This is a genomic window from Paenibacillus cucumis (ex Kampfer et al. 2016), from assembly GCF_019748695.1.
GTDB lineage: Bacteria > Bacillota > Bacilli > Paenibacillales > Paenibacillaceae > Paenibacillus > Paenibacillus polysaccharolyticus.
The window spans coordinates 125273-151161 of the sequence record NZ_JACLIC010000007.1 but is presented as its reverse complement, the minus strand read 5'-3'; the positions used below and the strand labels follow the sequence as shown (position 1 = coordinate 151161).

At 44.8% G+C, this 25889-nt stretch carries 40 protein-coding genes; 38 read left to right on the top strand and 2 right to left on the bottom strand.

All coding sequences use genetic code 11. From position 1 onward, the window contains the following. The first annotated feature begins 28 nt into the window (after window positions 1-28). From H7T88_RS03775 to H7T88_RS03745, 8 genes are all read left to right on the top strand, one after another. Window positions 29-706, top strand: a complete 678-nt coding sequence (locus H7T88_RS03775) for a response regulator transcription factor (RefSeq protein WP_154887115.1) — start codon at window positions 29-31, stop codon at window positions 704-706. Next, window positions 703-2091: a sensor histidine kinase gene (locus H7T88_RS03770; protein WP_221786987.1), complete on the top strand. Its 1389-nt coding sequence runs from the start codon at window positions 703-705 to the stop codon at window positions 2089-2091. Before H7T88_RS03775 ends, H7T88_RS03770 begins: the two co-directional genes overlap by 4 nt. Before the next feature lie 88 nt (window positions 2092-2179). After that, window positions 2180-3406: an ABC transporter permease gene (locus tag H7T88_RS03765; RefSeq protein WP_260510690.1), complete on the top strand. Its 1227-nt coding sequence runs from the start codon at window positions 2180-2182 to the stop codon at window positions 3404-3406. Beyond that, window positions 3403-4080: an ABC transporter ATP-binding protein gene (locus H7T88_RS03760; RefSeq protein WP_154958353.1), complete on the top strand. Its 678-nt coding sequence runs from the start codon at window positions 3403-3405 to the stop codon at window positions 4078-4080. The genes H7T88_RS03765 and H7T88_RS03760 overlap by 4 nt, the downstream gene beginning before the upstream one ends. Before the next feature lie 216 nt (window positions 4081-4296). After that, window positions 4297-4461: a hypothetical protein gene (locus H7T88_RS28610; protein ID WP_260510689.1), complete on the top strand. Its 165-nt coding sequence runs from the start codon at window positions 4297-4299 to the stop codon at window positions 4459-4461. After that, entirely contained in the window at window positions 4462-4842 is a 381-nt protein-coding gene (locus H7T88_RS03755; protein WP_312027581.1) for an NUDIX hydrolase, read from the top strand. 155 nt (window positions 4843-4997) lie between these two features. Next, complete coding sequence (locus tag H7T88_RS03750) at window positions 4998-5507, top strand: DUF4275 family protein (protein ID WP_221786975.1); 510 nt, start codon at window positions 4998-5000, stop codon at window positions 5505-5507. Window positions 5508-5523: 16 nt separating this feature from the next. Continuing rightward, a complete protein-coding gene (locus H7T88_RS03745) occupies window positions 5524-6117 on the top strand; it encodes a DUF4304 domain-containing protein (RefSeq protein WP_221786973.1) in 594 nt (197 codons plus the stop codon). 8 nt (window positions 6118-6125) lie between these two features. Here the strand turns inward: H7T88_RS03745 and H7T88_RS03740 are convergent, their stop codons facing one another. Then, window positions 6126-6953 (bottom strand): DUF2785 domain-containing protein, encoded by an 828-nt coding sequence (locus tag H7T88_RS03740; RefSeq protein WP_090921999.1) that lies wholly within the window; start codon window positions 6951-6953, stop codon window positions 6126-6128. 84 nt (window positions 6954-7037) lie between these two features. On the opposite strand from H7T88_RS03740, the gene H7T88_RS03735 reads away from it, so the two are divergent. Continuing rightward, entirely contained in the window at window positions 7038-7331 is a 294-nt protein-coding gene (locus tag H7T88_RS03735) for an RNA polymerase alpha subunit C-terminal domain-containing protein (RefSeq protein ID WP_154958348.1), read from the top strand. Window positions 7332-7391: 60 nt separating this feature from the next. Here the strand turns inward: H7T88_RS03735 and H7T88_RS03730 are convergent, their stop codons facing one another. Further along, a complete protein-coding gene (locus H7T88_RS03730) occupies window positions 7392-8336 on the bottom strand; it encodes a YxiH-YxzG fusion protein (RefSeq protein WP_221786964.1) in 945 nt (314 codons plus the stop codon). Window positions 8337-8678: 342 nt separating this feature from the next. Here H7T88_RS03730 and H7T88_RS03725 point away from each other — a divergent pair, with 342 nt between their 5' ends. From H7T88_RS03725 to H7T88_RS03585, 29 genes are all read left to right on the top strand, one after another. Continuing rightward, on the top strand, window positions 8679-9161 hold the full coding sequence (locus H7T88_RS03725; protein ID WP_154982922.1) for a DUF2569 domain-containing protein: 483 nt from the start codon (window positions 8679-8681) through the stop codon (window positions 9159-9161). Between the two features lie 32 nt (window positions 9162-9193). After that, a complete protein-coding gene (locus H7T88_RS03720; protein ID WP_221786963.1) occupies window positions 9194-9811 on the top strand; it encodes a histidine phosphatase family protein in 618 nt (205 codons plus the stop codon). 56 nt (window positions 9812-9867) lie between these two features. After that, on the top strand, window positions 9868-10035 hold the full coding sequence (locus tag H7T88_RS03715) for a hypothetical protein (RefSeq protein WP_186812210.1): 168 nt from the start codon (window positions 9868-9870) through the stop codon (window positions 10033-10035). 130 nt (window positions 10036-10165) lie between these two features. Next, a complete protein-coding gene (locus H7T88_RS03710; protein ID WP_221786962.1) occupies window positions 10166-11116 on the top strand; it encodes a radical SAM protein in 951 nt (316 codons plus the stop codon). A gap of 176 nt (window positions 11117-11292) precedes the next feature. Next, window positions 11293-12318 (top strand): phosphodiester glycosidase family protein, encoded by a 1026-nt coding sequence (locus H7T88_RS03705; protein ID WP_221786961.1) that lies wholly within the window; start codon window positions 11293-11295, stop codon window positions 12316-12318. A 1-nt stretch (window position 12319) separates the two neighbouring features. After that, a complete protein-coding gene (locus tag H7T88_RS03700; protein WP_221786960.1) occupies window positions 12320-13333 on the top strand; it encodes a bifunctional glycosyltransferase family 2/GtrA family protein in 1014 nt (337 codons plus the stop codon). A gap of 214 nt (window positions 13334-13547) precedes the next feature. Continuing rightward, window positions 13548-14261 (top strand): AAA family ATPase, encoded by a 714-nt coding sequence (locus H7T88_RS03695; RefSeq protein WP_154982927.1) that lies wholly within the window; start codon window positions 13548-13550, stop codon window positions 14259-14261. A gap of 59 nt (window positions 14262-14320) precedes the next feature. After that, on the top strand, window positions 14321-14821 hold the full coding sequence (locus H7T88_RS03690) for a cysteine hydrolase family protein (protein ID WP_221786959.1): 501 nt from the start codon (window positions 14321-14323) through the stop codon (window positions 14819-14821). Between the two features lie 56 nt (window positions 14822-14877). Continuing rightward, window positions 14878-15108 (top strand): hypothetical protein, encoded by a 231-nt coding sequence (locus tag H7T88_RS03685; protein WP_221786958.1) that lies wholly within the window; start codon window positions 14878-14880, stop codon window positions 15106-15108. Between the two features lie 24 nt (window positions 15109-15132). Further along, window positions 15133-15615: a hypothetical protein gene (locus H7T88_RS03680; protein WP_221786957.1), complete on the top strand. Its 483-nt coding sequence runs from the start codon at window positions 15133-15135 to the stop codon at window positions 15613-15615. A gap of 24 nt (window positions 15616-15639) precedes the next feature. Next, window positions 15640-15996: an NUDIX domain-containing protein gene (locus H7T88_RS03675; RefSeq protein WP_221786956.1), complete on the top strand. Its 357-nt coding sequence runs from the start codon at window positions 15640-15642 to the stop codon at window positions 15994-15996. Window positions 15997-16031: 35 nt separating this feature from the next. After that, entirely contained in the window at window positions 16032-16655 is a 624-nt protein-coding gene (locus tag H7T88_RS03670; RefSeq protein ID WP_154982930.1) for a hypothetical protein, read from the top strand. Window positions 16656-16805: 150 nt separating this feature from the next. Next, entirely contained in the window at window positions 16806-17303 is a 498-nt protein-coding gene (locus tag H7T88_RS03665; protein WP_221786954.1) for a GNAT family N-acetyltransferase, read from the top strand. Beyond that, entirely contained in the window at window positions 17303-17812 is a 510-nt protein-coding gene (locus tag H7T88_RS03660; protein ID WP_221786952.1) for a hypothetical protein, read from the top strand. Before H7T88_RS03665 ends, H7T88_RS03660 begins: the two co-directional genes overlap by 1 nt. A 157-nt stretch (window positions 17813-17969) precedes the next feature. Next, window positions 17970-18407: a LytTR family DNA-binding domain-containing protein gene (locus H7T88_RS03655; RefSeq protein ID WP_260510709.1), complete on the top strand. Its 438-nt coding sequence runs from the start codon at window positions 17970-17972 to the stop codon at window positions 18405-18407. After that, window positions 18404-18814 (top strand): hypothetical protein, encoded by a 411-nt coding sequence (locus H7T88_RS03650; RefSeq protein ID WP_154982934.1) that lies wholly within the window; start codon window positions 18404-18406, stop codon window positions 18812-18814. Before H7T88_RS03655 ends, H7T88_RS03650 begins: the two co-directional genes overlap by 4 nt. Window positions 18815-18829: 15 nt before the next feature. Then, window positions 18830-19228, top strand: coding sequence for a hypothetical protein (locus H7T88_RS03645; protein WP_221786949.1), 399 nt, complete (start codon window positions 18830-18832; stop codon window positions 19226-19228). An 18-nt stretch (window positions 19229-19246) separates the two neighbouring features. Next, on the top strand, window positions 19247-19600 hold the full coding sequence (locus tag H7T88_RS03640) for an immunity protein Imm33 domain-containing protein (RefSeq protein ID WP_261769181.1): 354 nt from the start codon (window positions 19247-19249) through the stop codon (window positions 19598-19600). 58 nt (window positions 19601-19658) lie between these two features. Further along, window positions 19659-20003, top strand: coding sequence for a hypothetical protein (locus H7T88_RS03635; RefSeq protein WP_221786947.1), 345 nt, complete (start codon window positions 19659-19661; stop codon window positions 20001-20003). 193 nt (window positions 20004-20196) lie between these two features. Beyond that, window positions 20197-20709 carry a hypothetical protein gene (locus H7T88_RS03630; RefSeq protein ID WP_221786945.1) on the top strand — a complete coding sequence of 171 codons (513 nt, stop codon included), beginning with the start codon at window positions 20197-20199 and terminating at the stop codon, window positions 20707-20709. A gap of 32 nt (window positions 20710-20741) precedes the next feature. After that, window positions 20742-20993, top strand: coding sequence for a DUF7660 family protein (locus tag H7T88_RS03625; RefSeq protein WP_221786935.1), 252 nt, complete (start codon window positions 20742-20744; stop codon window positions 20991-20993). Window positions 20994-21240: 247 nt separating this feature from the next. After that, the gene (locus tag H7T88_RS03620; protein WP_312027575.1) at window positions 21241-21720 is read left to right on the top strand and encodes an NUDIX hydrolase; all 480 of its coding nucleotides are present in this window, start codon (window positions 21241-21243) and stop codon (window positions 21718-21720) included. A gap of 11 nt (window positions 21721-21731) precedes the next feature. Continuing rightward, the gene (locus tag H7T88_RS03615; protein ID WP_221786932.1) at window positions 21732-22304 is read left to right on the top strand and encodes a histidine phosphatase family protein; all 573 of its coding nucleotides are present in this window, start codon (window positions 21732-21734) and stop codon (window positions 22302-22304) included. Window positions 22305-22322: 18 nt separating this feature from the next. Beyond that, window positions 22323-22451 carry a GNAT family N-acetyltransferase gene (locus H7T88_RS03610; RefSeq protein ID WP_221786930.1) on the top strand — a complete coding sequence of 43 codons (129 nt, stop codon included), beginning with the start codon at window positions 22323-22325 and terminating at the stop codon, window positions 22449-22451. 10 nt (window positions 22452-22461) lie between these two features. Then, entirely contained in the window at window positions 22462-22854 is a 393-nt protein-coding gene (locus tag H7T88_RS03605) for a hypothetical protein (protein WP_221786928.1), read from the top strand. Between the two features lie 80 nt (window positions 22855-22934). Beyond that, window positions 22935-23486 (top strand): GNAT family N-acetyltransferase, encoded by a 552-nt coding sequence (locus tag H7T88_RS03600; RefSeq protein ID WP_221786926.1) that lies wholly within the window; start codon window positions 22935-22937, stop codon window positions 23484-23486. Between the two features lie 50 nt (window positions 23487-23536). Further along, complete coding sequence (locus tag H7T88_RS03595; RefSeq protein ID WP_221786924.1) at window positions 23537-24181, top strand: Type 1 glutamine amidotransferase-like domain-containing protein; 645 nt, start codon at window positions 23537-23539, stop codon at window positions 24179-24181. An 18-nt stretch (window positions 24182-24199) separates the two neighbouring features. Next, on the top strand, window positions 24200-25093 hold the full coding sequence (locus H7T88_RS03590; RefSeq protein WP_221786922.1) for a PhzF family phenazine biosynthesis isomerase: 894 nt from the start codon (window positions 24200-24202) through the stop codon (window positions 25091-25093). A gap of 26 nt (window positions 25094-25119) precedes the next feature. Next, a complete protein-coding gene (locus H7T88_RS03585; RefSeq protein ID WP_221786913.1) occupies window positions 25120-25884 on the top strand; it encodes an aminoglycoside adenylyltransferase domain-containing protein in 765 nt (254 codons plus the stop codon). Window positions 25885-25889: the final 5 nt, after the last annotated feature.

Here is a 25889-nt window from a genome sequence, read left to right as displayed (position 1 = left end):
GGATCACTATAGAAGGGCGGACTACGAGATGAAACATCTGCTACTAGCAGACGATGATGCGAATATTCGCGCACTGTTGCGCCATGTCATGACGAAGGAGGGATACCGGGTACATGAAGCACAGGATGGTGTGGAGGCGGTCCAAATGATACAGCAGACCCCCATCGATCTTGCGATCCTGGATGTGATGATGCCAGGCATGGACGGACTTGAACTGTGTGATTACATACGTCAGCATTACGACATTCCTATTATATTGCTGACCGCAAGGGATCAGCTGGCAGACAAGAAAGAAGGATATTTGCGGGGCACGGATGAGTATGTGACCAAGCCGTTTGAACCTGAGGAACTGGTGTACAGGGTCAAAGCGTTGTTTCGCCGATATCACCGAACTTCCAGCGATATCATTCGTATGAACCGGATCGTGATTGACCGCAACAATGTGGAAGTAAGCGATGGACAGTCGATTCTTTTTTTACCAATGAAGGAGTTTGAACTCCTCTCACAACTTGCGCAGTTTCCGGGGCGCCTGTTCTCGCGTGATGAATTGATTCGGCTCGTCTGGGGAGCGGATTATGAAGGGGACGACCGAACGGTCGACGTACATATCAAGCGATTGCGTGACCGCTTTGCGGACTATACCGATGATTTTGTGATTCAGACGGTGCGGGGCATTGGATACAAAATCGAGGTGAAATCGCATTGAGATCGTTATACGTTCGCATATTTCTCATTACGGTGGCGGTGATTATCGTCAGTAGTTTGCTCGGATTCTTTTTCTCCAACATCTACTATCACGCTAAACTCAAAGACTTTAATGATGAGAAGTTGGTTGGTATCGCCATGGATATGAAAAAGTTTGCCGAAGAGCAGCCTGAGCCGAGTACGGTACAGCGATATCTTCACAATGCATCGGCATTAGGATACGAAATCTATGTCACCGATGGTCAAGGCGATGATCAGTTTTACGGCCGTGAATTCCGCGAAAAGGAGTTGGACAAGCAGGCTGTTCGTCTGGTTCTAGGCGGCGATGTGTATCATGGCGTGGCCGAGTTTCCGAGCCAACCGTTTATTACCGGATTTTTTGACAACCAATTAAGCAATACGGTGGGGGTTCCACTACAGGTGAGCGAGGTTCGTTACGCCATGTTCATGCGTCCCGATGTTATTTTGCAATTTGGAGAACTGCGGATTTTCTTTGCGCTCATTGGGGCATTAACGGTGGGTATCAGTGTGCTGATCTTTCTGTTCAGCACGCGTTATCTGGTCAATCCGATCGAACGGCTATCCGAAGCGACAAAACGTATTGCTCAAGGCAATTATAATCTGAAATTAAATACAGCAAGGCGTGACGAAATTGGGCAGCTCGCCCAGCATTTTATGACGATGAGCCGTGAATTGGAACGGGTGGACCAGGCCCGGCAACAGTTTGTGTCCAACGTATCCCATGAGATCCAGTCACCTTTAACCTCCATTCAGGGATTTGCGCAATTGGTAGCGGATCGGGAATTACCGGAGCAAGAACGGGCGCATTACGCATCCATTATTGAAAAAGAAAGCCGGCATCTCTCGTTGCTCAGTAAACAATTGTTACTCCTGTCTTCCTTGGAACAGGGTCATGAAGATATGACGCAAACCCAAGCTACCTTCGCGCTGAGAAGCCAATTCCGTCAGGCGGTTCAAGTGTTGCAATGGCAATTGGAGGAGAAAGAGTTATCCCTGCGCATGTCTGTACCGGAATCCATAAAGATTACAGGCAATGAAGTGTTACTTATGCAGGTTTGGATGAACTTGCTTGGTAATGCGGTGCAGCATCTGCCGAAGGGCCGTAGCATTGAGGTTCGGGCAGAGCAGTTGGATAAAGCGTGTGTCGTGTATATTCAGGATACTGGAGACGGAATTGCAGCCGAACATCTGCCGTTTCTGTTTGATCGTTTCTATCGGGCAGATCATGCGCGTGAACGTTCATCTGGTGGGACCGGCCTGGGCCTTGCGATTGTGCAGAAAATTATTCGTCTCCATCACGGCACCATTGAGGTGTCCAGTTCAGCTGAAGGCACGCTCTTTACCGTAACGCTTCCGCAGATGTAATGTGTTATTCATTTTCCGTTCATTTTCACCTCCTATACTTGGATTATCAAGAGGGAGGTCAGAGCATATGTACTTGGCTATACGGGAAATGAGGTTTGCAAAAGGACGATACGCATTGATTGCCACCATCATGGTGCTGGTTTCGTTTCTGGTGCTGTTTGTAACCGGACTTGCACAGGGGCTGTCGTATGATAACGCGGCTTCGATTAAAAATATGGCAGCAACTCATTTTATACTCGAACAGGATTCGAATCATCGATTTACTCGTTCACAGGTGGGCCAGCAGGAGCTGGATGAGGCCCGTGCTGTCGTTGGACGGGATAATGCCGAGCCGCTTGGGGTACGAATGACCACGGTCAGTCCGGCGGACGATACCAAGAAGATCGATGTCACCCTATTCATGGTGAACCCCGGAAGCTGGTTGGCGCCAACGGTTACCGAAGGCAAAGCAATCAACGATCAGTCCATAGGGCAGGTAGTGGTAGATCAGAAGCTGGCGAAATCCGGCGTCACGATCGGCACGGTTCTGGTGGATCAAGCCTCTGGGACGGAGTGGACAGTGATTGGTTTTGTGCAAAATGAATCGTTCAGTCACGCACCGGTGGTGTTTATGAATGAGCAGGAATGGCTTACATTGCAAGCTGGATCACGTACTGTGCAGGCAACATCTGCAATAGGTCGAGTAGACACCGGCACTGGCACTGGAACAAGCGCGATTGCTAAAGCGAATACTGACGCTATTGGCACTGAAAAGAGCGCTGAAGCTGTAATGGGTACATCGACTCCATCTGGTTCACTGAATGCGCCAGTTTACAATGCAATCGCGGTCAAAGGTGCGGATGATCAAGTAAGCAAGTTGAGTGCCGCCTTACCAAAGACAGAGATCATCACCAAATCGGATGCGGTATCCGCTATTCCAGGTTACAAGGAGGAGCAGGGCTCATTATTGATGATGATTGCTTTCCTGTACGTCATCTCGGCATTTGTACTGGCGGTATTTTTCTACGTCATTACAATTCAGAAGACCAGTCAATTTGGCATTTTAAAAGCGATTGGAACACGAAACGGTTATCTGGCAGGCAGTGTGTCGCTACAGGTGTTGCTGTTGTCCGTCGGTAGTCTGGTGATTAGCGTATTGCTTGTGCGGCTGTTCGAATCTGTTCTTCCAGCATCTATGCCTTTTCAATTAGGAATATCCACCCTTGCATTGACCTGTGTGTTATTCATCCTGATGTCGATGGCGGGTTCGTTGTTCTCGGTGTGGAAGGTTACCAAAATTGATGCGCTTGATGCGATTGGGAGGACGGCAGCATGAGAAACCGACTGGAATTACAAGGGATTACACAGACATTTGATGACGGTGGCAGTCAGCGCACCATTCTGGATCAGCTTGATCTACAGGTTGCAGAAGGGGAACTTGTCGCGGTGATGGGCCCTTCGGGTTCAGGAAAAAGTACATTTCTGTCCATTGCAGGTGCACTGCTCGAACCCACGGATGGGGAGGTACTACTGGATGGCTCTTCGATCATGGGCAAAAGTAAAACGGACATCTCGGATGTGCGGCTGCGCCAGCTCGGATTTATATTTCAAAGTGCGAATCTGATTCCTTACCTGAAGGTGGAGGAGCAGTTATTAGTAGTAGCGAAGCTTGCGGGTATGGACAAAAGTAAAGCCGAGCGCCGTGCAGGTGAACTGCTGGAGACGGTGGGCCTGTCTCACCGGCGCAAAGCATATACTGACAAGCTGTCCGGCGGAGAACGCCAGCGCGTTGCCATTGCGCGGGCGCTAATGAATGATCCGGCTGTGCTACTGGCGGATGAACCGACGGCTAGCCTGGATGCGGAGCGCGGGCTGGATATTGTAGGCACGATTGCACGGCTCGTGAAGGAGCAGGGCAAGAGTGCAGTGATGGTTACGCATGATGAGCGGATTTTGCCGCTCTGTAGCCGGGTTCTTTTTTTGGAAAAGGGAAAGCTAGTAGCACGTTAGAGGATTGTGAATTTGCTTTTCGAAGAAATAAGTTGATGAGAAATACGCTTAACGGTTAGTTTCAGTGCGATGAGAGGGTCACAGCTCCTGTGGGAGAGGTGGCCTTTTTTTTGTGTTTTCGACTATAATTGGAAGGGAATGGCGTGTACGTTGAGGTAAAGATTCAGGCTACGAATGGATGACAGTACATCATGAATTTCATTGGGAGAGGATTGGATGCGAATGAACAGCATAGATGCACAACAATTTCCGGCACTGAGCACGTCGATCCACTGGGGAATCATTGAGGCGGAGTTTAGGCTAGGCGAGCAAATAGACGAGACATTGGTGAGTAATGTGAGTATTATTCCGTTTGTCGGAGAACAGTGTGTCGTGTTTTAACTGGATAACGGACTGTGGGAACTGCCCGGAGGAACGTTGGAAGCAGGAGAGCATTACATGGACGGATTGAAACGTGAACTGATGGAAGAACTAGGCGGGGAGCTGCGTAGTTATCAGGTTTTTGGGCAATTCTACTGCACCTCCAGTTCACTTGAGCCGTATCGCCCGCATATTCCGCATCCGCATTTTGTCAGGGTGATTGGTTACGGAGATGTGGAGTTGGTTGGTGAGCCGCTTAATCCTGAGGATGGAGAACAGGTGGTGGCGGTTGAGTTGGTAGAGATTGATGAAGCGTTACGGCGCTTCCGGGAACAGAACCGGTATGATATTGCCGAGATGTACGAACTGGCTTATGTGCTGCGAAATGCAGATCAAGGCTGATGCAGACACAGAACGTTGTTGCAGTTTTGCAATGTAGAGTGATTCCCCGTTCGGTTCTAGTGAAATTGCTGCCTTAGCAGATATATGTTTCCCCGTACACGATAAGGATTTCTATAAAGTAAGTTTAAAGTATCTACATAAGGAGAGGTTCACCCATGATTCGGGAAGAGATTAATCGGATGCTGGATGTGTTGCCGGAAAGTGAACTTAACGTGGCATACTCACGAGTTGAAATGGTGTACCGCAAGTATATGTATGAGAAAATGATCGCGGACAAGGGAGTACAAGTGGCCGAGTTGTGCGAGGAATCGGAGGAGATTGTTCAGCGTTGGGATGAGGTGTTTGCCCATAACCTGGATGATGTTTCGAAAGAAACGATCTATTACAGCCAGTACAAATGGCATATGTTCAGTTACAAACAACAGGAGTGTTTGGAAGGGGAAGCAGCACGAGCAGCCTTCGATGCCGAAGAGAAGACCGACTTATATGTGATGTATCAACATACGCCGTTTGTCCAGATCTATGAGAGCGCAAGTGCTGTCGTCGCAACTGACTTTAATGAGCAACAGGATATCTATATCTTCGACAAGGCATTTACATGGACGTATGTACATACGCATGAATCGATGTGCGGGCCGTATTTCTATAAAATCGAACAGGTATAAAGGGGAGAGAGCTCTGTTGCAGGAACTTTTTAAAGAGATGATCAAAAATGAAGTGAAACCTTTATTAGTCCGTCACGGTTATACTAAGAAGGGTCTTAACTTTCGTAAAGTAGATGGAAATCTTGTATACACATTCAACTTTCAAAAAGCAAAATATAATACCGTAAGCCTGGTTCGGTTTTATATCAATGGTATGATTCATTCCACCGAGCTGGCGGAGCTACAGATCGTTACACCAAGTGGTGGTGTAGTGGAGGAGCAGGCTCATTTTATCTGCAGAATTGACAAAATAGTTCCTGCTGCTTCAGACCGCTACTCTTTGACACCTGACACCGACCTGGTCACCTTTTCTAAAGAACTGCTCTCCCATCTGGAAAAGGCCGTTGAATACATGGAGAACATAACCAGCGCCAGGGATATTGTGGAGTATTATATGAATATAACCGCACTACATTTAAGCGAAGAAACCTTTCATTATCTACTGCAAAATGGCGATACTACGGCTGTTCAGAAATATCTACAACAGCTACACGCTAAATATGGAGCCCAAAAGCGATGGGCGATTTTTGAGAAGAAGTATGCCGCTATTTTTGCATCGTATGGACTCTAACACATTCTTCAGGATGTATAGTAGACCGGTTCTACTTTATATAACGTTTGTTCAATCGTTGGACATAAGTCAGCATCATACACTCCATGAAATTTGATTCTAAAATAAAGACTTTTGAGAAAGTTTTTAATGTTGTTTTTTTGCCTGAAGGCAGGCAAAAATTCGGATTCATTCTCCACTGTGCCAAAACGTTGAATCCATTGTTGAACGGACGCCTGACTAAGGATGTTTCTATCCAGAATACACATGACTGGTGTTATCATTCGTTCGTCTTCGCCATCGGAATAGACCCGGTCACTGATCGTCATTTTCTCGTACACCAGATCCAGCATCGTTGATAAATCAGCCTCATCTAATTCATTATATTGAGCCAAATCTTCCAACACATCAGCAGCATGAGCTACAGCGTGAGCCCAACCCTTAGTTTCATCATATCCACGGTAATCCTTTTCTTCTCGTACATTGTGAAAGACCACGTCCTTAATCTGATGAATACGCTCACTTGACAGAAAGGGCGATGCTGCGTGTCTCATGAGAAGAAGAGGGATGACCAGCATGGAAAAGGAACGTGTGAATACGGAGTCGGAATGGGTTTCCCCCAGTCCATAAAGCAGATGGTCACGATCTAAAACGGTGGTTAAAATGTGTTCTAATTCGGATGTAGTCAGAGAAAGGCTAGGAATCCAGTGAGATAGGGTGGTATAGATCAATTCATCACGCAATTGTGCGTCCACCGTACCTATGTTATGTAACATTTCTTGGATCAGGACGAAGGCGTCTGACTGTGCTTGATATTGATTTTCTCGTATGTACATCAGTTTTTCTTTTAAATTCATTTAAACACACTCCTGCAATTTAAATTTCATTCTAGTAAACTTATTATCAAACGTATTATACAATCTCTAAGGAGGAAAGCCCAAATGACAATCAATAAAGGAACACGGCGAACATGCGAGAAGGGACATACATTTCTTAAAAAGAGTGATTGTTCGACTTGTCCCAAATGTGAGGCGGAACGTAAACCTAAAGAGGGATTTATGAGTCTACTGTCTGCTCCGGTAAGACGCGCACTGGAAGCAGAAGATATTACGACATTACCAAAACTTGCTGAATATACGGAAAAAGAAATTCTGAAACTGCACGGTATAGGGCCATCGTCCATGCCTATACTGCGTAAATCGCTGGAGGAAGAGGGATTGTCCTTTAAGGTATGACTTTAATCTTTGATTTCAAGCTTTTTTGATCGTTTCCTCATTCCTCAGCTCCTTTGGAAGCTACTCTATAACAGATAACAGTTCTTCCATCGTGACTTGATACAGCAAGTCACCCTCACTCAGTAGCAGGCGATCCTGACGAAAATCCTGTCGCGCCTGTTGGAAGGGACGGTTTTTCTCGTTCAGCAATTGGAACTTCGTTCCTTTGGTGAGGCTGCCAGACTTCTGCATTTTCTTGAAAATAAATGTTCCATGCTTCCCGTACCCGGCATCAAACAGGAAGTGATATCCATCCGTACAGAAACCGGAGGAACCTGATATATTCGGATTCAGGAAGTTCACTCGAGTAGACTCCGGTTTGAATCCTCCCGAAATACAGCCAAGTGAAAAGTCACTATAATAGTAGAACCAGACTTCTTCCTCGTTCACCACATTGAGTGCATAACAATCTGCAATGTCTGCACTGTTATTTTTATAGAGCACATTCCCGTATGCATCCCAAGCGAGCAATCCACTCGCCCCAACGGGCTGATCCCAGCCATAGTTACCAAAGATACCTTCATCGAAGTAACTCGTCCAGATCGTTCCATGCTTCGTCACCTGTACACTCTGAATCCCATCCCCGAGCAAAAATTCTCGAATCGTCGTGCCTTCCATATCACATACTTTGGCGTTCAGATCAAATTGATCGTTTCCATAATAGGTGCAGCGCGCACCAACGAGCAGAAGATGTTCTTGTAAAGGCTGTACATAATGATAGTGAAATTGTTGTCCCCCGATGACAACTTCCTGGACATATTGATCCGATACAATCAGCACTTTGTACGTGTATGGCTCCTTTAGTTTGGTTTGCACGAACATACCTTTTCTTCGTTCAGGGACTTGATTGATAAGTAGTATATATGCAAGGCCATCGTGTCCCCACTGTACGGAGACGATATCGAAACCTTCGGTATAAACGGAGATATCTGCAAAAGGCAGTAACGTTAATTTTGGATCAGGCATGGCTAAATCCTCCTTATTATAAGTAATCGTAAGCAGCATCGTAGGCTGCTGTTGTTAAGTTGAATTATGACATGAGCGGACGGGACGGAACATGGTGTAAGTATAACGAACCTGATAATAGGAGGTAGAAAAAATGAGTATGCCTCATTTCTTCACTGTAGTACAATAAGGAAGTTGTGTAAATTTTTATGGGAGGAACTAAATAGCTTTCAAGTAAGAATAGGAAAGAAACGTATAGAGTATTTATACATATGGAATTGAATAGCGGCAGTTAAAACAGCATAAGAGAAGGACGTGTTAGAAGTGCAACAAGAACCTCGACAAGAACCATTTCAAGAATCAATGATAGAATACCGTCCATTGGGTGTGTCTGGACTCGGAGGCTGGCTGATCCTAATCCAGATTGGTTTGTGGTTCACATTAGTGATGCTCCTTGCACAGATTAGCCAGTCTGTTTTACCCATTTTAAACACAGAGACATGGGAGATTCTAACTTCGAAAGATTCAGGTTATTATCACCCACTTTGGGGTCCAATGATTATTTTTGAGGCGATTTACAACATATTGTTTCTATTATTCACGGTGTATGTCATCGTTGCTTTTTATCGTAAAAAAGCGATTCTTCCACGCCTGATGATTATTTTTTACAGTCTTAGCCTTACAGTAGGCATCGTGGATTCTCTGCTGCTCTCTCAGATTCCGATGGCGAGAGAACTGGCAGACGGAAGCTCGATTCGGGATATTGCAAGATCCGCCATTGCCTGTGCGATCTGGATTCCGTATTTTATCAAGTCTGAACGTGTGCAAAATACTTTTGTTCGTTAAATGATGAGACAGTGAGAGGTGACAAGAACGCCATGAAGATTTTCCTGGTTCGACACGGTGCAGACGAAGAAGGTTATCGCGGCGGTTGGAGCCAAAGGGGACTCACCGAAGCAGGTGTTATTCAAACCAGAGCTTTAGGATCGTATCTGTATGAACATAAAGAGCAATATGATATTCATACGGTGATAAGCAGCGATCTACCCCGTGCGGTGCAAACAAGCCAAGCCATTGAAGAGTCATTGGGCATTCGAGGTATACACACACCTGATTGGCGTGAGATGAACAATGGTGACATGGCGGGTATGCTCCATGCGGAAGCGGAGGAAAAGTACCCCGGGATTTATTTTAATACGCTCAAGATGGACACTGCTTTTCCGGGCGGAGAAAGTCCGACCCATTTTTATACAAGAATACAAAATGCATTCGAGAATCTTTGTGTTCAACTCGAAGAGAAGCGAATCCAATCGAATGTTTTACTGGTGACCCACGGTGGGGTGATTAATGTCCTTTATTATGTGCTGGCTAACAGGGAGTGGAGCAATACGTCCAGTTTTTATCCCATCGACAACACGAGTATTCACACGGTTCAGAACATGAAAAATGGCTGGAGCATATTGGACACGAACAGGATTCCTCATTTAAGATCGTAAAGTAACAGAACTCCAAGGCACCATGTTAAGAAAGGAAACCTGATTTGATAAAAAAAATGCTGAATATCGTGATTGGTATCTCAATTCTGGTGTATTTGTACTTTCTCTATATCATGTTGATGCATCCACCGACGGATGGTTCAGACATTGCACAATTGCAGATTAGATCAGCGTATACGGTAATCGTTATTGCTGTCGCCGGTTTTATTCGTTTGAAATTATAGAGGTGCAGGAGTTCATCATTTTTATATGGAACGTACATAATGTCATAGCGCCCTTGGAATGTCTTTCGCTATAATCTTCAGGTTATCAGGACGTGGAGGTAACTGGCTGAAAGATAATCAGGGGAGGCGTATGACGATCAGAAACAAATATAAAGCACTTGAACTGGAGAACCCGGGCGTCTATGAGTTGGAAGGGCTAGAGGTTGGGGTGACTTCGAATTGCAATTATAAATGCGACTATTGCTGTGCATACAATCGAGATGATGGGGAGTGTATCAGCGGTGCAGAGGTCATTCGCATTATTCGTGAGCTTCCACATCTCAAGCGGGTACGCCTGTCAGGCGGCGAGGTGACGCTGAAATATCAGGATTGTCTGGAGATTGTAACGTACTGTGCAGCACATGGCATCGATACACAGCTGAACACCAATGCCAGTCTGTTGACAGAGGAAAGAATCATAACATTACGGGATGCCGGCTTGTCCAACATCCATATTTCTTTCAACTACACCGATGCGGAGTCGTATGCTGCCTACTATCGTGTGCATCCACGCATGTATGAGAGATTGGAACAAAACATCCGTCTGTGCACGGAGCTGGGTCTGGAAACGGTGCTAGAAACATTGCTGTTCAAAGGCAATCAGGAAAATATGCAGGCAATCAGCGATAAAGTCTACGACTTGGGTGTTCGTATTCATGAGATTCAGAATAGCATCAAGATGCCACACACCGACTGGAGTCAGATTGTCTCCAAAGAGTCACTGGTTCAATCGGTCACGGCGTTAATCGAACATAAAAAGCCGGATACAACGCTCTATTTTACATGTATGGATCGGTTTGCCAAACAATTGAATCTGCGTGAACAGCCAGGTGTATATTTCTCGAACTGTGTGGACGGTACGAAACAATTACACTTGCATGGTAACGGTGACATTCTGATCTGTGAGCTGTGTCATCCGGTGGTGATTGGTAACATTTATAGTGGCACGTCGCTAAAAGATATCTATAAGCAGCAGCCTGTTGCGCTAACAGATTTTCTGAAAAACCGGCCTTGCCCGGCTTACGATGCGTTGTTTGCATAGATAAATCCAACTTCAACTTTGAGATCTTCTGAATTCCTTTAACGGAAACGGAGGATCTTTTTTGTATTTTAAAGATAAACTCATGGTCATCTTACCTCTTTCATTTCAGATTCATTTAAGTTACCGGTCCTAATATGGCATTAGAACGTAAATGAATCTGGAGAGGTGAATGATACATGATCAAACTCTTTGAAAAAAACAATCGGAAAGACCAACATAGCATTCCTGTTTCCCGAAAAAAACGCAGGTGGCTTACCTTTACCCTTGTGGCTGTCATTGTTATAGGTAGCATTCTGTACAGCCTGGCTGACCGATATTTGATTCGGCATGTACAGGTGGTTGTGGCTGATGATAACACGGTAGCTACTCCTGCAACGGCGAATGCTGGATCTGAGGGAACAGCGAGTACAACCTCTACTACAACGAGTGCAACGGGTGTACATGCAACGTCGGATGACTGGAATTACAGCAGTGATGATCTAAAGATACAGATTCAGAAGGTGCAGACAGGCTCCGGCTCGGATCAGATTACCTATTATGTAGCTGATGTACAGGCGAAGGACGCGAGCAGTTTGCGAACTGCGCTGGCGGACAATAGCTTTGGCACCAATATCACGGAGGACACATCGGAGATTGCCGAAGCAAACAACGCGATTTTTGCGATAAACGGTGACTACTACGGATTCCGTGATGATGGTGTCATTATCCGTAATGGCGTGTTGTATCGGGACAGCCCGACAAGGGATGCGTTAGCCCTGTTCAATGACGGGACGATCAAAACGTATGACGAAAATGATATTTCCTCTGCTGAACTGCTGGCAGAAGGGGTAACCAATACGTTATCCTTTGGGCCGATTCTGGTGCAGAACGGTGAAATTACTAGTGATTTCAGTCGTGTGAAAATCGACAATAACTTTGGCAATCGCTCCATTCAGGATGCGAATCCACGAACAGCTATCGGTATGATAGCTCCAAACCACTATGTGTTTGTTGTAGTCGATGGAAGACAGGATGACAGCCGGGGCATGACGCTGGCTGAACTTGCCCAGACGATGAAAGACCTGGGCGCAACTGAGGCTTACAACCTTGACGGCGGAGGTTCTTCCACCATGTATTTTATGGGCAGGGTCGTGAACAATCCTTTGGGACGTAATCAGGAGCGTGGCGTAAGTGACATTCTGTATCTAACGGAGGCACAATAATATGACAATCCTTATTCCATCCTATGAACCGGACGTTCGTTTATTGAATCTGGTTATGCAGTTGCAGACATTTAAGCTAGGGCCTATTGTTATCGTGGACGATGGTAGCGGGGCTGAATACCGTGGAATTTTCGAGACAGCTGAGGCGTACGGTTGTACAGTGCTGACACATGAGGTCAATCGGGGCAAAGGCCGGGCACTGAAGACCGGCTTCCAATATATTAGAGAGCATGGACCGCAAGGCGGAGTCGTATGTGCAGATAGTGACGGGCAGCATCTGCCGCATGATATTCGGAGTATCTTTGAGACACTGCTTGCGCAGACAAGCCCTGGCATTGTATTAGGAAGTCGTCGCTTTACAGGTAAGGTGCCTGTCCGTAGTCGTTTCGGTAACCGTGTTACCCGTACTGTGTTTGCGCTGACAACAGGCACTAAGGTGAATGATACACAGACGGGACTTCGTGGTTTTCCATATGCGATGCTGGACTGGCTGTGCCAAATTCCCGGAGAACGGTTTGAGTATGAGATGAACATGCTACTAAACGCACATAAGGAAGGATATGAGATTACAGAAGAATTCATTGATACGGTCTATCTGGACCACAATGAATCCTCCCATTTCCGTCCTTTGGCAGACTCGTTTCGTATCTACATGCCTATTCTGATGTTCAGTACATCTTCTGTCTTATCTGCTCTGATTGATTTTGGATTATTATTTATCATGCAGTATTTCACACATAATCTGTTTCTGTCGGTGGTTGCCGCAAGGCTTTGCAGTTCCATGTTCAATTACACCATGAATCGCAAATATGTATTTTCCGCAGGTAGGGGCTCCAAGATCGGGCAGTCGTTACCGAAATATTTCTCGCTTGTGGTGCTTGTGCTACTACTAAACTACGGTTTGTTATATTTGTATAATGAACAACTGATCATTCCGCTATTGGCGGCTAAAATTCTGACGGAAATTTCAATTTTTGTGTTCAGCTACTGGGCACAGCGAAGATTTGTATTTTAATTAGCCTAAGGATCAGGATCGTGTGCATCTGTTTTAGTTCTTAAATACGGTGCTTTGCTCGAGAACAAGTGTGTACAGCTACATGGAAAAGGAACATAAAGAGTGAGCGATCGGGCTCGCTCTTTTTCAATTGATGCGGTTTCCAAAATATTGGATTATAGGGTACGATGGACATAGGGGTTAACGTGAATGAACCTATGGCAGGAGGTAGATCATGTATCTTCGAAGTGTTGAATTAATGTCAGACAAGATCGAGCAACCTGGGGAATATCCCTTCAGTATCCCGTCGATTCATTCCATGGGGCGACTGGAGTTTAGCAATAACGTTACGTTTTTTGTTGGTGAAAATGGATCTGGAAAATCAACATTGCTGGAAGGCATCGCGCATCAATGTGAATTTAATACCGCCGGAGGCGGGCGGAATAACGTGTTTGAAACACATGCATCTGAGTCCTCACTAGGAGACTATCTAAGACTGGCCTGGTTGCCTAAAATGGCAAACGGTTTCTTCTTGCGATCGGAATCGTTCTATCAATTTGCATCCCATGTCGATGAGATGCCGGAATCGCTTCGATATTATGGCGGACGTTCGCTGCATGAGCAATCCCATGGAGAGTCTTTTCTTAACTTGTTCATCAACCGTTTCAGTTCCAAGGGGATTTATCTGCTTGACGAGCCAGAGGCCGCTTTGTCTCCAGCGCGGCAGCTCTCGTTGCTACGAATTATTCATGACTTGTCGAGTACTTCGCAATTTATCATTGCGACACATTCGCCCATTCTGCTCGGGTATCCGGGGGCCAATATTCTAAGTTTTGACGACGGACATATTCACGAGATTAGGTATGAGGATACAGATCATTATCAGATTACTCGCAGCTTTCTGGAGAATCGGGATCGAATGCTGCATGAATTGTTTAGGGATGATTAACTGGATAACGACAAGCAGAAATACGAATTAAACCATTGGATATTAGAAGGAGAGATCGGATGAAAACAGGATTGTTAATTGTGGATATGCAAGAGAGCATTGTGCGTCAAAAGATGGATCAGAAGGCTATAGACCATGCCTGCGAATATATCAATCATGTCGCGAACGTACTTCGCTCCAATGACCATGTGGTCGTGCATATTCAAGATGTGGAAGGCATGGAGGGAGCAGAACCCGAGCAATATCAGGTCATTTCAGAGATTGATGTGGATGGGGAAGATATTACGATCACCAAAGAGAGTTCCAATGCATTCTGGCAAACCAATCTGGAGCAGACGCTCAAAGATTTAGGCGTTGAACTGCTCATCGTATCCGGTTTTGCCGCAGAAGAGTGTGTCCTGTTCACATACAATGGTGCCATGGAGCGTGGATTCAGACCCGTGATGCTCCAGAACGGTGTTCTTAGCACATATTCAGATGCCGTAACTTCGGCCTACAGGGATCGCAACGTAATCTCGTACCCGGTGGTTGATTACTTGATTGGATCGCGGATGTCATAAACGGAGGTTACTGTTCATCAAAATGCTGATTTTATTCTCGAAGGGGGAAAAGCAGGATGGATGGATACTACATTGCTTTATTAATCGTACTTTCTTGCACGGGGCTGATCTGGACGGTCAAAGGCATTAAAAAAAGGCTGCGTCTGATGGTGTTTTTCGGTGTCATTCTGATGCTGGCACCTATACTAATAATTATGGGCTGGATGACATGGTTACCGCTTGTCAGCTCCGTTGCACTTGTTGCTTCTTTGTTTGTGCGGAAAGAGGCAAGGAGACAGCATGAGTGACCCTGTTACTGGGAGGAAGTCATAATGCCAAATCATCAATTTGTTGTTGAAGATCAAACCGTTCTCAAAGAAAACTTGATGGATGCTTACTCTTGGGACTCTGATGGAAAGGTATATAAACGTGGACTTGGGGTAGTAGAGCAGGCTGTGTTTGAGGATGAATTTATATCTTACATCCATGATACTCTTCGTTGGTTAGACACATGGAATCCGAGCACTGATACAAGACATACAGGACTGAATGTACATGGGATAACCGTTATTGTTGGGCAGGATATCCTGTTGAAGCTTGAGCAAATTATACGATCATGGAATGAGTTACTTAGCCTTGCTCCTGACCCGATTGTTCTTACAGGGAATTATTGCATCGATGTAACGACGGGGAAGAGATGCGATGAGAAGCTTGTGTATGACAAAACCGTTTTAATAGATCAATTGAGCAAGCTTGCAGTCATGACAAAGTATGCTGCAGAGACCGGACGTTGTATTATACATTTTGGCGTATAACGATCTGTTGAAAGAGGGGGAGCAATGACTAGACGTATTATCGTAACAGGCGGCGCTATTATTCGAGACCATGCAGGGAAAATTTTGCTTCAACGAAGATCGGATTACGGAGATTGGGGATTACCTGGGGGCGGTATGGAGGCCGGTGAGCAGATCGAAGAGACGATGATCAGGGAAGTGAAAGAGGAAACGGGCTTGGAGGTGATTTCTTACGAATTGGCCGCGGATCATAGAACGCTTTTGTTTGAAGATGAACAAAGAGAATCGCTGCAGCTTGTGTTTCATCAGCTGGATGAGATCGATTTGTCAGTCATCAACAAGGTTCAGCAGCCTGTATTTATCGACCTGATGAAAGGTGAAGCTACGCTGCTTCGTCATTGAAATCATAACATCTCTGGATAAAAGGAGGGCTTTGCTTGCCTTGGCCAATGGTTCATTTTGCAGTTGCATCTGAAATCGTACTGCATCCATCTCCATCATTCTTACTGGGAAGCCTAGCACCGGATTCCATTCATGTGAGAACGAACATACGCAGTGAAAAGGCAAAAACTCACCTGATGGCTGTAGAGCATGAATTTCCTACAGATACTGATTTTCAGCATGTTATTGAATCAAACAGACAGCGGATGCAGCAAGACCACCAATTTGCGCAATACCTATGCGGTTACATCGCCCATATATACACTGATCGAGAGTGGACATATCAGATTTATCCACCTTACGAAGCTGACCCGAATGGACGAAGTGTGTACACCCATGATGTGAAAAAGCTGGAGTTTAGAATCCTGCGTGAATACGTCGGTGCTTACGGATGGTTAGATCAGTTGATGACAGCAAAAGCATATGAGTTTGGCGGTCTGTCAGCACATGAGGTGTACGAGTACAGGGGAGAAAAGTTGGATTTCCTTATGAACAAGGAGAACGAGCCTGCGGATGATTTCCATGTGTTGACGATGGACAGTATATCAACTTTTATATTGAAGACCGCCTTGAATTTGAAAACAAGATTCAAAGAATGGCATGTCTACGAACATCTATAAGTTGAACTATTCATTTACACTTTAACGGAGAGCACAGAAAAAACCTGAAAAAGCGAAGCGGTCGCCTTTATCACCGGATTTTCCCCTATGAAAAAGGGAATTCAGAGAATCTATATAGATTTTTAGCGAGACTGAAAGTGGGGAAACAGGATGGGACAAGGTATTCGTTTGGTACCATATGAAGAACAATATCATCAAGATTTAACCCGGTTTACGCTGAAAAATGAACAAGTTCACTTTACGGCATTGCCTGCCCAGGTGATCGAAGAGGCTATGATCAATCCGGACAAAGATCCGATCGTTATTTTACATCAGGCTGTGCCTGTAGGGTTCTTTGTTTTACATAAAGGGTCAGAATACGTGGAGTCTGTGGAGTCTGATCACAAAATACTCATTCGTGCGCTGTCGATCTCGGAGCAATATCAAGGGAAAGGTTATGCACTGGATGCCATGAAGCAACTGCCTGATTGGGTACGTGAGTTTCATCCTGAGATTGACGAAATCATTCTCGCTGTGAATGAGGCAAACAAGGCTGCATATCAGTTTTATGTAAAATCTGGTTTTCTTGACCTTGGATTGACCCGAATGGGCAACCGCGGTATTCAGCATATTTTGTGCTACAGCATGATAAAAGAGAGGAGCTTGTAATGAAGGCTGAGATCAGAAAAGAAGATTTAAAATCCCAAAAACTAAGCTGGCTGTGTATTGAACCGATGCTGCTCTCCGTCCGCGGACAGAGTATGGAAGCCAAAAAAGAGGTATACATGCGGCTAAACGAAGGGCAACAAGCGCTATACCTGTTTTATTCCTATCATAATCACACCAAAAGTCTGGCAGAGTTTTATTGGTTCTCGGCATATAACATCATTGATTTGCGTAGCTGGAGCGGGATCAGGAAAGGCATGCAATTTTTTGATTTGAATGAGATGATTGATGTACTGGATGATATTGAAGCACTTATAACGGATGTAAAAAAATCCGGAGAAACATGGCACGAAGTATCGCCAACCGATTTGGAACATGACCCTCAGTTGCTTCAGCAGACGGAGCGTTTATACGCAGCATATCGGCAGGCTTCACAGCAAGCGATCACAACGATGAATGAGTGGGTACGGCAGCATCAGGACTTGGTTTTAGAGGTTAAGGCAGAGGCATAGAAAAACGAGCAAAAGATCGTAAAACTACTCTGAAGAGTAGTTTTTTTGTTTTTAATGCAACACAACTACGGGTTCATGCAACAAAACGCAAAGTAGTGGGAAGTGTCTTTTCAGATATGTAATATGAGTGGTGAGAGGAGGGCAACGTGTGAAAGTTATGTTTGAGGAAAATCAGGAGATGCAGCCTAACGAGGCCAAAATAGTAACTCATCCTGCAGAGAAGTCAAAGTGGGATCGTATTCGGGAAGCGATTGGTCAATCCGAGACGGAACTGGTCGTGATCCAGGCGAAAAACAATCGTCAGGTGAGGATTAGACTTAGCAGCGTCATTGCCATTGAATCGGAAGATCGCATGTGCGGGGTGCGTGTCGTCACAGGAGAGAGATATTTGCTTAACCAACGTCTGAAATATGTGGAAAAAGATTTTCAAGATACTTCATTCGTACGAATCAACAATCAGACGATGATTAACACCACACATATCAGCAACTTTTCAGCTGCCGAACATGCCAGAATTCAGGTTAATCTGACCGATGGCTCCAGCTACTCCGTCAGTCGGTTTTATATTCAAAACTTTAGGAGGAAACTATCATGATCAATCAGCTTAAACAATCATTTTTTCAGGTATTTACGGTCACTACTCTTTGGGTCATCCTGCTGCTGACGCTGTTCTACCGCGATCAGCCCATTCAAATGGTGTATTTGTGGAACATTGCAGGCATTTCCCTTATTGCGGCTTTATTGTTTGGAGTGATGTACAGCGCACTGTGGAATCATCTTACGTTGAAGCCGATATGGAACATCGTTATTTCTTCTACATGTAACATTGCCGGAGGCATGGGCATCATTTGGTTGTTTTCCAGAGAGATGTTTGAGCTAATTGCGCCTTGGTTCCCGGGAATGTGGCTTCTATCAATCGTGTTGCATGTTATTGCGTTTTATTTTTATGCTAGAATGGATAGCAGGAAAAAAGCGGAAGAATTAAACGACATTCTGAAGTAAGTCAGGTGAACAGCTATGAATGAAGATGAGCTTTTGCAAGTATACGGAATAGAGCCTGACAAGGAACAGCGGGAGTCCATTCGTAGGCTGCTGCAACAAGAGATGGAGAATCAGAAAATAGAGGATCATGAGGTATTGAAACTGCTGTGCATCATGTTGTTTGCTATCGGTAGCGTAGAGGACACAGAGCTGATCTGGCAAGCCAAACGAAAAAATCAGGACGCAGGCAGTTACATTGATGTGCAGCTGCTTTGCGGTGCAGGCTTTGAAGAAACAATCGTGTATCTGGAAAAAAAGGGCGGCGAACAAGCGCATGATCAGGTGCTTTATCTCAAGAAGTGCGAGCCGTACGACTTTGTGGATTTTTGCAAAGACGAATGGTTATCAGGATACAGAGGCTATTACAGCATCTGATGCCAAGGATGGAGGGATATGGTGAAGCAGGAGAGTGCTATACACGTACAGAAGCAACTGTGTGAGAAATACCATGCAGACTATGTTCCGAGTGAACCCCACCTGAAGGTAGGGATTGCCTGGAACGTAAAGGAGAAACGCGAGCCTATCCATGGGATGCGAATTCAGCCAGAAGGCGATACGACGGGCTGGTACATTTGGGCCGAGGAATATTCGGCAGCTGATGATTTCTTTGTACCGCTACATGTTGCTCATATTGATGAATGGGATGCGAAGATTAGTCGATATCTCGGACTTGCTCCGGGATGGAGGTTCCTGATTGCCGAGGATTATGAGGATGTATGGTTTGATGAAGGGTTGCTTAATAGATAAGAAAGAGGTATTTGAGTTTTAACACGATGTGAGGATTTACGAAATGAGGTCAGCAAAGATGGTAATGCAGCATAGGAAAACTAGAACTAGAAGCAGAAGATTACAGATTGGCGTTGCTGTAGTGGCTCTGGTGGTTGGAATTTTGGTACTAACGAATCCAGATGAAAAAGATTTTGAGGCATGGCTTGGAAGTGAGTATGGAATTCATGTTTCATATGATGTGAATGATGGTAGAAGATTTACAGAACTGACTTCCGATGGTGAGAAGACGCTTCAATTTGTTAATGGACATTCACGAAAGTTGGGCATTCTATCAACCTACCGATATCTTTTGAAGGATGAGGATGGGAAGGAGCTCCAAGTTAAGGGTACAGGAATATTAAATAGGTTTGTAAATAAATAATTAAGCTAGCGCGCTTGCATATAGCATGGATATATCCATGCAGGCAGCGTGTTTTTTTATGATGGAAGGATGTGGTCTTGAAGTTAACTTATTTCGTTCGCAAATCCCACATTATGGGTTATGATGTACCTGGGAGAAAATTTTTACATCTACAGGAAGTCATGGGTTGAAAACGAACTGGGAGTGAAGTGGAATGATCCGAAAGTATGCCTTGATCCTCAGTGTTATGTTGTTGCTTGTAACGGCTTGTCAGAGTAAAACAAAGCCTGAGGATACACAGCAACCAGAGGTCTCGGTAAGTACGAATGACGAATTAACCGTGGATGAAGATGAATCAGCAGTCTCTACGCCACAAGATGAAGTTGCCCCGCCCGAATATGTGGATGAGAGCAAGTATTCTGGTGATGAGCTGGAAATTGTCAAACTAATGAATACGCATATGCGTTACTTATATGAACAGGATGAAAAGGCATATATGAGCCTCTTTGCGCCGGAATCTCCGATCTCCGGCATGCCGAATTATACTTTTCGTAAAATCACTTCCATGGGTGACATTACGATTACGGAACAAAAAAAGCTCTATCAAGGTGTTGTAATGATTACGGAAGTGGACGAAGACGACATCGAGTCCAGCTCCACCATGGTGTTTTGGAAATGGAAAGCAGATGGTGATGCTGCGAAATGGATCATTGCGGACATCGATTAACAAGTACAACATGAAAGAAGGTCCAGAACGCGGTGCAGAAGACATTATTTGAACTTGTGAATGAGGTGCAGGATGAGGCAACTTTTATTGCTTTCCTGATTGCTTTGAGCAAAGATCGGCAAACCTGTCGCGATGAATGGCAGCATGATTCAATCGAATCATTTTTGGAAGCTGCGGCAGATTGGGGGCAGGAATCCGTTAACGGATTAACGCATTATGAGAAGCCTGATAACCCTTGGAAGCGATGTGCTCAGATGATGTATATGGGCAAAATTTATGAGTAATTGGTGAACTATAGGGCAACTAAGAATGATACATAACGGAGGTTATATAAGATGATGGAATTTGTAGAGATAGGTTTGATTGTTGTAACGGTAATGTTGTTCGTCCTAGGTGCGATTAGTAAACGTAAATTATTCATCAGGTGGGGGGCGCAAGCCTCCTTCTACTAGTCGTGTTGTTTATTCCGTCGTTTGTGAACGGATTTCAGAATGAATTTGTTGAAGGATGGACGGCTCGATGACTGATTCGGTGAACAGAAATATATCGTATTTGCAAGACAACAGCCGATTTAACTTTCGTGTTGCCGGTATTGTGATGGATGCGGACAGAGTTCTTTTACACCAGGCGAAGCAGGATGATTTCTGGAACTTGCCTGGCGGGCGAGTGGAGATGAATGAATCAACAGGGGATGCGATTCGGCGAGAGATGATGGAGGAGCTGGGTGTGTCTATCCGGGTAGAGAGGTTGGCATTTGTTTGCGAAGATTTTTATGAATACGATGGTAAGGAGATGCATGAAATGGGATTCTATTATGTGATCTCTTTGCCCGGAGGGCATTCCTTCTATAATGAACGCGAATTCAAGGGTGTGGAGCAAGATGGCAAATTAACGTTTCGCTGGTTTCCCATCCAAGAGACAGAGCAGATGGAGATTTATCCTGTTTTTTTGCGAAAAGAACTTGTTAATCTTCGTGATTCAAGTAGCATAAGACACTTCATTCAGAAATAGAGGGGTACCGAGTGGATATTACATTTATTCGTCATGGTCACGCGGAGCATTTGTTGAATTATCCGAATGAGCTTAACCGATTACACCCGGGCTTGACTGAACAGGGAAAGAAACAAATCGTTGCCTTACGTAAAAACATCAAGATAATGCCACACGATACTATTTTGATAAGTCCTACTAAACGTACTCTTGAAACGGTAGAACTATTAATGACGAATAAGCATAATGGGGCTGTAATTAGTCCTCTAGTCGGCCCTAGAATGTATCCTCAAGATCCGAAGTTTGCTCCATTAGGCTGTGATCAAATCTATTCAATGGCAGAACTCAGCGTATTATATCCAGATAAGCAATACATAGATGTAGGTTTGGAAGCCTGGGAAGAAAGTATAAATCAGATGAGCACGCAGCAATTTACGAGATTAGCAGAGCAATTCTTGGCTTGGTGCAGAAAACAGACGGGGCATACGTTCATCGTGTCACACGACGGTACGATCACGAATTACAGAATGTTGTTAGGTGAGCATGATCTAACCAGAGATGATTTTCTTGGAGAGGCAGGGTACTACACTGTCCGTGATGTTTAGCTTGAGAAGGAGAAATATATGATGACGCTGTTTCAGCCAATGGAGACACAAAGACTGTATATGAGAGAACTAACTTTGGCAGACCGAGAGAGTGTATTCAAACATTTTGCTGATGAAAAAGTCACGCGGTACATTCTGAATCAATAGGGGGGTTCACATGAAGTCCATTTCCCTTTCATTATCGATACTATTAGCCAGTTTTATTCTGGGGGTCTCATTTATTATTGGCTCTGTACTGCTCATGAATCAGGACAAAGATTCGAGTAATGGAACACTGAATCAGACAGAGGCACAGCAGACGCTCTTGCTTGATAAGGTTTTGTTGACACTGAAAGAGACGGCTACATATCTGGGCATGAATGAAGATCAGGTGATGAGCATCATTAAAACAGAACAGAGCAGTTTGAATGCTTTTCACCACTTTGAGGGGAAAATGTTTCCATTTATAAAAGTTCAAGATCAGTTTTATGTAAGCCGGGTTGAACTGGATTTGTGGATACAAGATGCTTCAAGCAACCATCGTAGATACATTAATGGGCAATTGCAATAGTTATGGCATGTAAGGTTATTCGAATCTTCTAATCATGTACGTTATATCGCTATCCTTGGAGAGGAGAACTAGGCACTAGTATGGAAATCGTCGAACAACAGATTTGGATCACTAGCTTAAATGAGCAGGATATGGACTTTATATGCAAACTGGAATGTGATGCAAGCTTGTGGAATTATGAGGAGAGTGTGGAAACGAAGGAAGAGGACGCGAAGGAGAAATACCGCAGTCACTTCCCCGTTGAGGGCGAGACACCGTATGCGTATGATTTTGTTATCCGTCGCTTGAATGATGCCAGTGATACACCAGTGGGCATCGTTCAGATGTGGAGTTACGTTGATTTTCGCAAAAGCTGGGAACTTGGTTTCGCAGTGCTGCCTGAATATGCAGGACAGGGGTACGGAAGCGAGGCGACCCGGTTGTTACTGCAATTTGCATTTAGCGAGTTACAAGCACACAAAGTCGTAGGCATGTGTAATGCCGAGAATGTAAAATCAGCGGCTTTAATGCAGCATGTAGGCATGACAAGAGAAGCCATTTTCAAGGAAGAGTTATGGTGGCGGAATAAGTGGACGGACCAGTGTTTTTTTTCCATTTTGGACAGCGAGTTTAAGAAGCATGGAATGGACTAAGACAGCAGTAATCTAAGACACGTCCTAATACAAGATGAGGGGTTAATCTAATGGCACAGCGTAAACTGATTTTGCTTAGCGATCTGTATTTTGAACGCAATGATGAACTGAATGAGAGAATTCGAAGCTTGTTTCAGCACAAAAAGCCTTCAATCGGTTACATCCCTTCCTGTTCCGACCCACAGCGCATTTATGTCGAGCACACTCGGCGTTTTTATCGCCAGTTTGAGATGGAAGATGTGCAGTATTATGATCTGGATACCGAGTATGAGGAAAGCATGCTGGACTCTCTTTTCGAATGTGACGCGATTCATTTATCTGGCGGGAATACGTTTTATTTTCTAAGTTTGTTACAGCAACGAAATAGGATTGAACAGCTGCGTTCCTATGTTAGTGACGGTGGTATTTTGATTGGGGTTAGCGCGGGCAGTATCCTGATGACACCTACGATTCAAATAGCTGGATACGGTGAGGATGCAGACGAGAATCATATCGGTTTGACCGATTTACAGGCCCTTGCTCTTGTAGATTTCGAGTTTGCACCCCATTGGGATCGTTCCGAAGAGATGATGCAATCATTCAGAGAATACGCTCAAAATTATCAAACCAAAGTATATGCGTGCCCGGATGGTGGGGCTGTTGTTGTTGAAAATGAATCACTTGAATTATACGGCGGGGCAACTCCTGCTTTGTAAAGAGAGGATGAAGAGTAGATGCGTGCTATCCAAGTGTACCACTATGAAGCTTTTTCAAGCATTCCAGGCAAGGGCAACCCGGCGGGCGTTGTTTTTGAAACAGATCATCTGAGTGAAGTTACAATGCAACAGATTGCTCATGCTGTCGGTTTTAATGAGACGGTATTTGTATTGAAGTCTGAAAAAGCCGATGTCCGGTTGCGTTATTTCACTCCGGGTCACGAGATTAATCTGTGTGGTCATGCGACCATGGCGGCAATGTATGGACTTAAGACACGTGATGTACTACAAGGAAAAGACTCTATCACGATTGAAACGAACGTAGGTATATTACCAATTCAGTTTGAACAACAAAGTGACACCTGGTTGATGGAGATGAAGCAGGACCAGCCACGGTTTGTTCCCTTTCAAGGCGATGTAGAAAAGCTTGCTAAGTCTATTCATCTGACAACGGATGATTTGGACATGAATATGCCTACCGTATACGGAAGTACGGGTACGTGGACGTTATTAATTCCGATTCGTCGTTTAGATGCATTTGTTAAAATGAAACCGGATTCTTCTCAGTTCCCGGACATTTTATCTGAAAATCCCAAGTCATCCTTACATCCCTTCTGCTTCGAAACTCGCGATGCAGATGCTCTGATGCATGCAAGGCATTTCTCTTCGCCATACTCAGGTACAACGGAAGACCCGGTGACGGGCACCGCTTCAGGCGTGATGGGAGCCTATTATTTAACGTATGTGAATCAGGAGATTCACGAGGTTGATTTTACAGTAGAGCAAGGGCATGAGATTGGTAGAGATGGCAAGGTCCAAGTGAACGTACGCCGGGAGCAAGAGGGGATGGATGTCCGAATCAAGGGCACGGCTGTTTATGTTCGGGAGATGAAGGTGGAAATAGACAGTTGAGGTTCTGACAGAAGGAGAGAGTCAAGGTGAATGAAAAGACCATATTGAGCAGGCTCATCGAAGTATTAAAGGAAGAGTTAACCGACGCGTTAACAGGCGTGTATTTACATGGCTCCATGGCGATGGGATGTTTCCATCCGCTGCAGAGTGATATCGATATTTTAGTTGTATGTAGAGAGAAAAGGTCCTCTGAGAGTTACCGCAGAATCGCCGACCAACTGATACGTATAGAAGATGAAATGCATATTCCGAAAGGGTTTGAGATTAGTATTGTACTAGAGTCAGCTGTAACACGTGGTCAATACCCTACACCTTTTGAGTTTCATTATTCTGCATATCACCGGGAGAAGTACAGAAATGATCCTGATTATCTCTGCGGTGGTCATGAAGACCCGGATGTGGTTGCACATATGGCGGTGATCTATGATCGAGGTATTGTGCTGTATGGCAAGCCGATCAAGGAACTGTTCCAGCCGGCGAACCGCGAGCATGTCATCCAATCCATTGCATCTGATGCAAGTTCAGCCTTGGAAGAAATCGTAGACAATTCGGTCTATTATGTTTTAACTTTGTCACGCGTGCTGTTGTATATTCAGGAATCAGTGATTCACTCCAAGCGAGAGGCTGGAGAGCGTGCGGTGGCAGAAGCATTGCCTGAACATCAGGAACTTATCTCCCAATGTTTGGCTAAGTACAACGGGGAACGTGAATCGGTCAATGTGGAACATACACGTTTAAGAGATTATGCCGAATATATGCTCAAACAAATTCAAGAAGCTATGCAGGCTTAAAGGAG